At 72.9% G+C, this 12,200-nt stretch carries 3 protein-coding genes; all 3 read right to left on the bottom strand.

All coding sequences use genetic code 11. The features are described 5' to 3' along the window. Nucleotides 1-88: 88 nt before the first annotated feature. Nucleotides 89-3,793 carry a non-ribosomal peptide synthetase gene (locus GA0070610_RS16105; protein WP_089000799.1) on the bottom strand — a complete coding sequence of 1,235 codons (3,705 nt, stop codon included), beginning with the start codon at nucleotides 3,791-3,793 and terminating at the stop codon, nucleotides 89-91. Between the two features lie 86 nt (nucleotides 3,794-3,879). Then, the gene (locus GA0070610_RS16100) at nucleotides 3,880-7,572 is read right to left on the bottom strand and encodes a non-ribosomal peptide synthetase (RefSeq protein WP_089000798.1); all 3,693 of its coding nucleotides are present in this window, start codon (nucleotides 7,570-7,572) and stop codon (nucleotides 3,880-3,882) included. Nucleotides 7,573-7,699: 127 nt separating this feature from the next. Then, nucleotides 7,700-11,398 carry a non-ribosomal peptide synthetase gene (locus GA0070610_RS16095; RefSeq protein WP_089000797.1) on the bottom strand — a complete coding sequence of 1,233 codons (3,699 nt, stop codon included), beginning with the start codon at nucleotides 11,396-11,398 and terminating at the stop codon, nucleotides 7,700-7,702. Nucleotides 11,399-12,200 lie beyond the last annotated feature (802 nt).

Genomic DNA, 12,200 nt, shown 5'->3' with positions numbered 1-12,200 from the left:
CCGCTCGACAGGCCGGTCGCGGCGTCCGCGCACGACCAACTGCGGACGCCGCCCGGTGGGCCACCGCGTCGAGCGGCGTCGAGCGCGCTCAGCGCGTCTCGTCGGCGGCCTCGGGCCCGGCCTCCAGGAAGCGCAGCATGGCGGTGGTCAGCATCTCGGCGACGGGGGCCGGGACCAGGTCGGTGCGGATGGTGACGCGCAGCAGCGCGTCGCCGCCACGGGGCAGCACCTCGGCGACGCAGGAACCCGACCACTCCCGGGCGTACGGATCGACGACCTCCTCGGTCCGGCAGCCGGGCAGTTCCAGCGGCGGCACGACGTTGTCCTGGTAGGCGAACGAGGGCATGCTGTTCGCCACCTCGCGGGACATGCCGAGGACCGGATCGGTGGTCATCTCCACGAAGGAGACGTCCTGGGCGGCCATCAGTCCCTCCGCGGTGCGCTGGACCGCTCGGATCAGGTCCTTCTCCGGCCCGTCGAAGCGCACCCGCAGGCAGTTGGAGGTGATCCTGCTCGTGAAGGTGGAGTCGAGGATCCGGCTGCCGCGCTGGGCGACGATCATCAGCAGGGCGATGTCGTCCTGCTGGTGGATGGCGCGCAGCGCGCAGGCGTACGCGGCGGCGAAGTAGGTGGAGCGGCTGAACCGGTGTTCCCGGGCGGCCCGGTCCCAGCGCTCGAGCACCTCGGCCGCGACGGTGACGATGTGCCCGGTCCGGGGGCCCCAGGGCGGGGTCTGCTCCAGGAGCGGCCGCGGCCGGCCCTCGCCCTGGCGGGCGAGTCCGCGCAACTGCTCGCGCCAGTAGTCCCGCTGCGCGTCGAGGTCGATGGCGGCCCGCAGGCGGGTGTGTTCGTCGTGGAACTGGCGCAGCGTGGGCGCGGGGCGGTCCCAGACGGGTGCCCGGCCGGCCAGGCGGGCGGTGTAGGCGTGGCCGAGGTCGCGGACGAGCAGCCCGTGGGACCACCCGTCGAAGGCGATGTGGTGGATGCCGACGCCGAACAGGACGCGCCCGCTCGATCTGTCGCGGATGAGCGCGGCCCGCCAGTTGCGGCCCTGGGTGTAGTCCAGGGGCTGCTGCACCGCCTCGGCGAGATGGTCGAGCGCTTCCTGCGCGTTCGTGGCGTCGGTGAGTAGCCGGAGTGTGGGCATGCCCGGGTTCGGCGGGACGACGGCCACGGGCGGGTCCACCCGCCGGTAGCGGGCGTGGAGCGCCTCGTGCCGGCGGTGCACGTCGCCGAGCGCCGCCATCAGCGCACGCAGGTCAAGTTCGCCCTCGATCCACCAGGTGGTCGGGCAGACCAGGTCGAAGGGGAGCCAGACGAACTTCGCGACCGACAGGGTCAGCGGTACCGGCTCGGCCGGGCCGGGACGGCCGGTGACGGGCGGCTCGCCCGTGGGGCGGCGGGGCGCGGTGGCGAGCCAGCGGGCCAGCTCCCGTGGCGTGGGCGTGCGATGGATCTGCGAGACGGGTACGACGAGGTCGGCGGCCTCGTCGATGGCGGCGGCGACGGCAGCCGATTGCAGGGAGGTGCCGCCGAGGGCGAAGAAGCTGTCCCCGGTGCCGATCGGGTCGATGCCGAGTACGGCGGCGAACACGCCCGTGACCAGTCGTTCCTCGTCGGTCGTGGCTTCGGCGTAGGGCACGCCGAGGTCCGGGCGCTGCGAGCCCGGTTCCGGTAACGCCCGCCGGTCGATCTTGCCGGTGCCGCCGACGGGGAAGCGGTCGAGGACCACGATCACGGCGGGGACCATGTACGGGGGCAGCACGGTCGCGGCGTGCTCCCGCAGTTCGGTCACGGCCGGCTTCCTGCCGTCGCGGCCGGTCACGTAGCCGACCAGCCGGGCGACGCCCCGGTCCTCGCGGCGCACGACCACGGCCGTGCCGACGTCCGTGTGCTGTTCGAGCACGGCTTCGATCTCGCCGAGTTCGATGCGGATGCCGTTGACCTTCACCTGGTGGTCCATCCGACCGAGGATCTCCAGGGCGCCGGAGGCGTTCCATCGGCCGAGGTCGCCGGTGCGGTAGGCGACGCCGCCGCTGTACGGGTCGGTGACGAAGCGCTGGGCGGTCAGCTCGGGGCGGTTGAGGTAGCCGTCGGCCACCCCGGCGCCGGTGACGAGGATTTCGCCGGGTACCCCCATGGGGACGAGGCCGAGGTTGGTGTCGACGACGCGGATCTGGCGGTTGGGCATGGGCCAGCCGATGGGTACGTAGGCGCCGCCCCAGCCGGCCGACGCGTCGAACCAGGTACACGCCACGGACGCCTCGGCGGGCCCGTACGCGTTGATCAGGCGCGCGCCCGTCGCGATCCAAGCCTGCGCCATGCGCGGCGGCACGGGTTCCCCGGCGAGGGTCACGCACGTCATGCTCGGACAGTCGGCGGGGTCGACGGCGGCGAGATTGGTGGGCGGGCAGAACGCGTGGGTGGTCTGCTCCTTCGCGATCAGCTCCGTCAACCGGCGGGCGTCGAGCAGGTCGTCGCGGGAGGAGACCACGACGCGGGCGCCGGAGGTCAGCGCGGTGTAGATCTCGCCCAGGGCGACGTCGAAGACGGGCGCGCAGCAGTGCAGCATCCGGCTGTCCGGGCCCACCGCGCACTCGTCGCGCATCCAGGTGACGAAGTTCGTCAGGTCGCCGTGGGTCAGCACGACGCCCTTCGGGGTACCGGTGGAGCCCGATGTGTAGATCACGAACGCAGGTCGGGAGGTGTCCACCACCGGCAGCTCGATCGCGTCGGCGGCTTGCACGGAGGGCCAGTCGTCGTCGAGGGCCACCACCCGTACGCCGTCGGGACGGGGGACGCGGGGGGCGACCTCCCCGACGGTCAGCACGACCCGCGCGCCGTGGTCGGCCAGCAGCATCCGCATCCGCTCCACCGGCCACGACACGTCCATCGGCGTGTACGCCGCCCCCGCCCGCAGCACCGCCAGGGTGGCGACGAGAGTCCACATGCCCCGGTCCAGCGCCAGCGACACGACGTCCCCGACGCCGACGCCCGCCGAGCGCAGGTAGCGGGCCAGCAGCTCCGACCGGCGTGCCAGTTCCCCGTACGTGACGACCTCGCCGCCGGCGACGCCGGCGACCGCGTCCGGCGTCCGACGCGCCCACCGCAACACCAGGTCGTGCAGCGGCTCGTCCGGCACCGGGTGGCTCGGGCCCCGGCCCCACGCGAGCAGCCGCTCCCGATCGGCCGTGCCCAGCAGCGGCAGCCCGGACAACGGGACCTCGGGTTCCCGCACGCCGGCCGACAGGAGCGTCACGGTCTGCTCCAGCAGGCCGCGCACCCAGTCCGCGGAGAACCCCTCCACGGCGTGGTCCACCCGCAGCCCGGAACCGTCCGAGGCCACGGTGACCACCAGGTCGACGTCCACCACCTCCGGGCCCGCGTCGGCCACCGGGCCGTCGACCAGGCCCACCGCGACCGGCCCCACCACACCCGCGCCCGCCACCGGCGCGGTCCACGCCACACCCACCCGGCGCGTCAGCTCACCGAACGGCGGATCGTCCGCCACGCCGACCCGCAGCACCGATCCACCCGATGTCAGGCCGAGCGCCACCTCCTCCTGGCCGGTGTAGCGGGCCAGCACCCCGACGAGGCCCGCCAGCACCACCAGCCCGGCCGGCCCCGGCCCGGCCGGGTCGGGCGGCTCCAGCGTCCGCAGTGCGGACGCCGCCGGAGCCGGCCAGACGGGCGGCCGACGCAGGTCACCCGTCAGGTCGAGAGCCTCGTAGCCTGTGCCGGGCCCGTCGACACCCTTGGCAGAGGACGGAGCACCGACGAACCCGACGGACATGGGCAGACCTCCGATCAGGACAGGCACACCCGCAGGGGTACGGCCGGAGCGCGACCTCCCCGGCGTGGGGAGGACGGGGTGGGGGTTCAGTCGGTGCCGGGGGCCGCGTCGGGCCCCGCTTCGAGGAAGCGCAGCATGTGGGCGCCCAACTCCTCGGCGAGGGCGAACGGGATCAGGTCGGTGCGGATGGTGATGCGCAGCAGGGCGTCGCTGTCGCGGGGGATCGCCTCGACGGTCAGCCCGCTCATCACCTCCCGCGCGTACGGCTCGACGACCTCCTCGGTCCGGCAGCCGGGCAGGTCCAGCGGAAGGACCACGTTGTCCTGGTAGGCGAAGCCGGGGATGCTCGCGACCACCTCGCCGGGCAGTCCGACGGCCGGGTCGGCGGCGGTCTCCGAGAAGGGGATGTCCTGGGCGGCCATCAGCTCGTCGACGGTCTGCTGGACGTGCCGGAGCAGGTCCGCCCCCGGCCGGAACCGGACCCGTACGCAGTTCGAGTTGATCCGGGTGGTGAAGGCGGAGTCGAGCACCCGGCTGCCCCGCTTGGCCACGATCAGCAGCAGGCCGATGTCGTCCTGCTGGTGGATGGCGCGCAGCGCCGAGGCGTACGCGGCGACGAAGTAGCTGGAGCGGCTGAACCGGCGTTCCCGGGCGGCCCGGTCCCAGCGCTGCATGACCTCGCCGGGAACGGTGACGATGTGTCCGGCCTTGGGACCCCACGCGAGCGCCTGCTCCAGGGGCGCCTGCGGTTGGGCCTTGCCCTGGCGGGGCAGGCCGCGCAGCTGTTCGCGCCAGTAGGCGCGCTGGGTTTCGAGGTCGGCGGCGTCGCGCAGTCGGGTGTACTCCTCGTACGACTGGCGCAGCGTCGGCGCGGGCCGCGCCCAGACGGGGGCCGTCCCCGACAGCCGGGCGGCGTAGGCGTGGCTGAGGTCCCGCACCAGCAGCGAGTGGGACCAGCCGTCGAAGGCGATGTGGTGGATGCCGACGCCGAACAGGATCCGTCCGGTCGACTTGTCGCGGATGAGGGCGGCGCGCCAGTTGCGGCCCTGGGTGTAGTCGAGGGGTTGTTGCACGGCGTCGGCGAGCTGGTCCAGGGCTTCCTGCTCGGTGGCGGCGTCGGTGAGCAGCCGCAGCTGCGGCATGCCGGCGTTGGGCGGGATGAGCGCCACCGGGGGGTCGACGCGGCGGTAGCGGGCGTGCAGCGCCTCGTGCCGGCGGTGCACGTCGCCGAGCGCCGCCATCAGCGCGCGCAGGTCCAGCTCGCCCTCGACCCACCAGGTGGTCGGGCAGACCAGTTCGAAGGGGAGCCAGACGCACTTCGCGACCGACAGGGTCAGCGGGACGGGCTTCGACGGGCCGGGGCGACCGGTGACGGGCGCCTCCGGTTCGACCCTGGGGCGCCGCGGCGCGGTGGCCAGCCACCGGGCCAGCCCCTGTGGGGTGGGGGTGCGGTGGATCTGCGAGACGGGCACGACGACGTCCGCCGCCTCGTCGACGCCCGCCGCGACCGCCGCCGACTGCAACGACGTGCCGCCGAGGTGGAAGAAGCCGTCGTGCGCGCCGACCCGGTCCAGCCCGAGCACCGCCGCGAACACCCCCGCGACGAGGCGTTCGGAGTCGGTCGCCGGTTCCACGTACGCCACGTCCAGGTCGGGGCGCTGCGAGCCGGGTTCGGGCAGCGCCCGCCGGTCGATCTTGCCGGTGCCGCCGACGGGGAAGCGGTCCAGGACCATGATCACGGCGGGGACCATGTAGGGCGGGAGCACGGTGGCGGCGTGTGCGCGTAGCTCGGCGGTGGCGGGGGTGCGGCCGTTGCGTCCGGTGACGTAGGCGACGAGTCGGGCGGTGCCGTTGTCCTCGCGGCGCACCACGACGGCCGTGCCGACGTCGGGGTGCGCCGCGAGGGTGGTCTCGATCTCGCCGAGTTCGATGCGGATGCCGTTGACCTTCACCTGGTGGTCCATCCGACCGAGGATCTCCAGGGCGCCGGAGGCGTTCCATCGGCCGAGGTCGCCGGTGCGGTAGGCGACGCCGCCGCTGTACGGGTCGGTGACGAAGCGCTGGGCGGTCAGCTCGGGGCGGTTGAGGTAGCCGTCGGCGACGCCGTGGCCGGTGATGAGGATTTCGCCGGGTACGCCCATGGGGACGAGGTCGAGGTTGGTGTCGACGACGCGGATCTGGCGGTTGGGCATGGGCCAGCCGATGGGTACGTAGGCGCCGCCCCAGCCGGCCGACGCGTCGAACCAGGTACACGCCACGGACGCCTCGGCGGGCCCGTACGCGTTGATCAGCCGCGCGCCGGCGGTCATCCACCGCTGTGCCATGTGGGGCGGGATGGGTTCCCCGGCGAGGGTCACGCACGTCATGCTCGGACAGTCGGCGGGGTCGACGGCGGCGAGATTGGTGGGCGGGCAGAACGCGTGGGTCGCCTGTTCCTTGGCGATCAGGTCGGTGAGTCGCCGGCCGTCGAGCAGGTCGTCGCGGGAGGAGACCACGACGCGGGCGCCGGAGGTCAGCGCGGTGTAGATCTCGCCCAGGGCGACGTCGAAGACGGGCGCGCAGCAGTGCAGCATCCGGCTGTCCGGGCCCACCGCGCACTCGTCGCGCATCCAGGTGACGAAGTTCGTGAGCTTGTCGTGGGTCAGTACGACGCCCTTCGGGGTGCCGGTGGAGCCCGATGTGTAGATCACGAACGCGGGCGCGTCGGCCGGCACCTGCGGCAGGTCGACAGCGTCGGCGGCTTGCACGGCGGGCCAGTCGTCGTCGAGGGCCACCACCCGTACGCCGTCGGGACGGGGGACGCGGGGGGCGACCTCCCCGACGGTCAGCACGACCCGCGCGCCGTGGTCGGCCAGCAGCATCCGCATCCGCTCCACCGGCCACGACACGTCCATCGGCGTGTACGCCGCCCCCGCCCGCAGCACACCCAACGTCGCCACCAACGTCCACAGGCTGCGATCCAACGCCAACGACACCACATCACCCACGCCGACACCCGAGCCGCGCAGATACCCGGCCACCACCCCCGACCGACGATCCAACTCCCCGTACGTCAACACCTCACCACCGAAGACCCCCGCCACCGCCTCCGGCGAACGCCGCGCCCACGCCAACACCAACTCGTGGATCGGCTCACCCGGCACCTCACGCACCGGACCCCGACCCCACGCCAACAACCGCTCCCGCTCCGCATCACCCACCAACGGCAACCCCGACACACCCAGCCCCGACCCCGCCAACCCCGCCGACACCAACACCACCACCTGATCCACCAGACTCCGCACCCACTGCCCCGAAAAACCCTCCACCGCGTAATCCACCCGCACCGCCGAGGCATCCGACGCCACCGACACCACCAGATCCACACCCACCACACCCGGCCCCACCACCGCCACCGGCCCATCCACCACACCCACCACCACCGGACCCACCACACCCGCACCCAACGCGACCGGCTCGGCCAACGCCGCACCCACCCGCGCCGTCAACTCCCCGAAGCCCGGATCACCCGCCACGTCCACCCGCAGCACCCCACCCGACGACAGCCCCACCGCCACCTCGCCCTGACCGGTGTGGCGGGCCAGCACCGCCAGGACGCCGGCCAGGACCACCGCGCCGGGCGACCGGGCGCCCGCCAGGCCGGGCAGGTCCAGCGTCCGGAACTCCGAGGCCGCCCGGGCGGGCCACACCGTCGGCCGGCGCAGGTCGCCCACCAGGTCGAGGACCTCGAAGTCGGTGCCGGAGGCCGCGACCCCACCACCAACGAACCCGACAGACATGAGCCAACCTCCGATCAGTGCCGGCGTGGCCCACGGGTACGCCGGGCGGGAAGAACCACGAACTCCGGGGACGCGGTGCGCGCGTCCCCGGCTGACGAGCAGTCCGGTGTGGACGGGGGTGAAACGGTCAACCAGCGGTGGGGGAGCCCGCCGGTCCGGCTTCCAGGAAGCGCAGCATGCGGCGGTTCAGCTCCTCGGCGAAGCTGTACGGCAGGTAGTCGGTGCGGATGGTGACACGCAGCAGGGCGTGGTCGAGGCGGGGCAGCACCTCGACCGTGAGCCCGTTGGGCACCTCCCGGGCGTACGGGTCGACGACCTCCTCGGCCCGGCAGCCGGGCAGCTCCAGCGGCACGACCACGTTGTCCTGGAACACGAACGTCGGCAGGCTGGCGACGACCTCGCCCGAGAGCCCGGCGGCGGGGTCGTCGGCGGTCTCCGCGAAGGGGACGTCCTGGGCCCGCATGAGGTCGGTGATCGTCTCGTTGACCCGCAGGACGAGCTTGTCGTCCTCCGGCCCGTCGAAGCGCACCCGGACGCAGTTGAGGTTGAGTCGGGTGGTGAAGGCGGAGTCGAGCACGCGGCTGCCCCGCTTCGCCACCACCATCAGCAGGCCGATGTCGTCCTGCTGGTGGATCGCGCGCAGCGCCGAGGCGAATGACGCGACGAAGTAGCTGGAGCGGCTGAACCGCTGTTCCCGGGCGGCCCGGTCCCAGCGCTGCATGACCTCGGGTGTGACGGTGACGGTGTGCCCGGCCTTCGGGCCCCAGGCCAGCGCCTGCTCCAGCGGGGCGGTGGCCGGGCCCTTGCCCTGGCGGGGCAGGCCGCGCAGCTGTTCGCGCCAGTAGGCGCGCTGGGTTTCGAGGTCGGCGGCGTCGCGCAGTCGGGTGTACTCCTCGTACGACTGGCGCAGCGTCGGCGCGGGCCGCGCCCACTCGGGGGCCGTCCCCGACAACCGCGCCGTGTAGGCGTGACTCAGGTCCCGCACCAGCAGCCCGTACGACCAGCCGTCGAAGGCGATGTGGTGGATGCCGACGCCGAACAGGACCCGTCCGGTCGACTTGTCGCGGATGAGGGCGGCGCGCCAGTTGCGGCCCTGGGTGTAGTCGAGGGGTTGTTGCACGGCGTCGGCGAGCTGGTCCAGGGCCTCCTGCTCGGTGGCGGCGTCGGTGAGCAACCGCAGCTGCGGCATGCCGGGGTTCGGCGGCACGAGCGCCACCGGGGGGTCGACGCGGCGGTAGCGGGCGTGCAGCGCCTCGTGCCGACGGTGCACGTCGCCGAGCGCCGCCATCAGCGCGCGCAGGTCCAGCTCACCCTCGATCCACCAGGTGACCGGGACGACGACCTCCAGCGGCGACATCAGGCACTTCGCCACCTGCTGCGCGAGCGGAACCGGACCGGGACGCTGACGGGCCTGCCCGGCGCTCGCGCCGGTGTCCACCCGGCGGGGCGCGGTGGTCAGCCACCGGGCGAGCCCCTGTGGTGTGGGGGTGCGGTGGATCTGCGAGACGGGCACGACGACGTCCGCGGCCTCGTCGAGGCGCGTGGCCACCGTCGCCGACTGCAACGACGTGCCGCCCAGGTCGAAGAAGCTGTCCCGCGTACCGACCCGGTCGATGCCGAGGACGGTCGCGAACACCCCCACCACGAGGCGTTCGGAGTTCGTCGTCGGCTCGACGTACTCGACACCGAGGTCGGGACGCTGGGTGTCGGGTGCGGGCAGCGCGTTTCGGTCGATCTTGCCGGTGCCGCCGACGGGGAAGCGGTCGAGGAGCACGGTGGCGGCGGGAACCATGTAGGCGGGCAGCAGGGCCGCGGCGTGCGCGCGCAGGTCGCCGACGGCGGGGGTACGGCCGTTGCGCCCGGTGACGTAGGCGACGAGTCGGGCGGTGCCGTTGTCCTCGCGGCGCACCACCACGGCCGTGCCGACGTCCGTGTGCTGTTCGAGCACGGCTTCGATCTCGCCGAGTTCGATGCGGATGCCGTTGACCTTCACCTGGTGGTCCATCCGACCGAGGATCTCCAGGGCGCCGGAGGCGTTCCATCGGCCGAGGTCGCCGGTGCGGTAGGCGACGCCGCCGCTGTACGGGTCGGTGACGAAGCGCTGCGCGGTGAGATCGGGGCGGTTGAGGTAGCCGTCGGCGACGCCGTGGCCGGTGATGAGGATTTCGCCGGGTACGCCCATGGGGACGAGGCCGAGGTTGGTGTCGACGACGCGGATCTGGCGGTTGGGCATGGGCCAGCCGATGGGTACGTAGGCGCCGCCCCAGCCGGCCGACGCGTCGAACCACGTGCACGCCACGGCGATCTCCGCCGGCCCGTACGCGTTCACCACCCGCGTACCGGCCGCCAGCCAGCGCTGGGCCAACTGCGGCGGGACGGCCTCGCCGCCGAAGATGATGCAGCGCAGGCCCGGGCAGGCGGCCGGGTCGAGCGGGGCGATGTTCGTGGCCGGCCCGAACGTGTGCGTGACGTCGTGGGTGTTGACGAGGTCGGTGAGCCGGCGCGCGTCGAGCAGGTCGTCGCGGGAGCAGACGACGACGCGACCGCCACCGGTGAGCGTCGCGAAGATCTCCCCGAACGCGGCGTCGAAGACCGGCGCCGCCGAGTGCAGCATGCGGCTGTCGGGGCCGATGGCGCACTCGTCGGTCATCCACGCCAGGAAGTTCGTGAGCTTGTCGTGGGTCAGTACGACGCCCTTCGGGGTGCCGGTGGAGCCCGAGGTGTAGATCACGAACGCGGGCGCGTCGGCCGGCACCTGCGGCAGGTCGACAGCGTCGGCGGCTTGCACGGCGGGCCAGTCGTCGTCGAGGGCCACCACCCGTACGCCGTCGGGACGGGGGACGCGGGGGGCGACCTCCCCGACGGTCAGCACGACCCGCGCGCCGTGGTCGGCCAGCAGCATCCGCATCCGCTCCACCGGCCACGACACGTCCATCGGCGTGTACGCCGCCCCCGCCCGCAGCACACCCAACGTCGCCACCAACGTCCACAGGCTGCGATCCAACGCCAACGACACCACATCACCCACGCCGACACCCGAGCCGCGCAGATACCCGGCCACCACCCCCGACCGACGATCCAACTCCCCGTACGTCAACACCTCACCACCGAAGACCCCCGCCACCGCCTCCGGCGAACGCCGCGCCCACGCCAACACCAACTCGTGGATCGGCTCACCCGGCACCTCACGCACCGGACCCCGACCCCACGCCAACAACCGCTCCCGCTCCGCATCACCCACCAACGGCAACCCCGACACACCCAGCCCCGACCCCGCCAACCCCGCCGACACCAACACCACCACCTGATCCACCAGACTCCGCACCCACTGCCCCGAAAAACCCTCCACCGCGTAATCCACCCGCACCGCCGAGGCATCCGACGCCACCGACACCACCAGATCCACACCCACCACACCCGGCCCCACCACCGCCACCGGCCCATCCACCACACCCACCACCACCGGACCCACCACACCCGCACCCAACGCGACCGGCTCGGCCAACGCCGCACCCACCCGCGCCGTCAACTCCCCGAAGCCCGGATCACCCGCCACGTCCACCCGCAGCACCGACCCGCCGTCACCCGACGACAGGCCCAGCACGATCTCCTCCTGGGCCGTCCAGCGCGCCAGGACCGCCACGAGCCCGGCGAGCACGACGTCGGCGGCCGGTCCGACGTCCGGCAGCCAGGAGGGGAGCACCCGGTGCACCGAGGCCGCCCGGGCGGGCCACACCGTCGGCCGGCGCAGGTCTCCCACCAGGTCCAGGGTCCCGGCGTCAACCGCACCGGCCACGCTCCGGGCACCATCGAACCCGACAGACATCAGCTCAACCTCCGATCGAAAGGTGGCGACCGGAAGGCACGGGGCCGCAACGGCCGGTCAGCCGAGGTGCCGTACCGCCGGGCGGACTCCGGTCGGCGCGGCAGGAGCGGTTCGCGGGGCGTGCGGTCCGGTCGGGTGGCCGGCGTGCGGGAACCGCCGCGCGATCAGCGACGGGGTCACCGTCCGGATCCCGGGCCGCGGCCGCGTCATTGATCGAAAGGAGCAGACCGGTGCCCGATCCGGTCACCGGCACCTCCCGTCCGTCCGGGCGTCGCGCACCCACATTCGTCCCCGATCCGGTGCACTGAAAAGGGAACGACGAACCGATGGGGCCCGACCCTACGAAGCCCCGTGGAGTGGCGTACACCCCTAGAGATACGCACGTCGACCCCTAGCGCGTCAGCCGGAGATCCCCCGCCGAGGACCGCCGCGATCCGCCGCCGGCGGCGACCCGGTTGGGCCCCGGTACGGCCTCGTCGCGGCCCGATTGCCGAAGTGCCCTGCTCAGTGCGGTGGTCCATTTGAATTGCCGGTCACGATCCCGCTCGGATGCGCTAACCTTATAGTGAAAACACATGCAGCTATATCTTTTCTATAGTTGATAGTAGGTGCCCTCCGAGAGGGTCGGTGTGCGATTGTCCGGGTTCGGCGGTGAATGGTCCCGCAGCCCTTTTCGAAAAGCGTCTTTTCGGTCAGCCCGAGTCGACGGGCCCGCTCGGAGAACTGGCGATCCCGGCCGCGAAAAGGGCCGCCCGTGTTCGGCTGACCGGCCCATCCCCGGGCAATGAGGACGGACTATGCT

This window comes from Micromonospora echinofusca, from assembly GCF_900091445.1.
Taxonomy (GTDB): domain Bacteria; phylum Actinomycetota; class Actinomycetes; order Mycobacteriales; family Micromonosporaceae; genus Micromonospora; species Micromonospora echinofusca.
The sequence above is the reverse complement of the archived record's forward strand: the minus strand, read 5'-3'. Positions and strand labels throughout refer to the sequence as shown.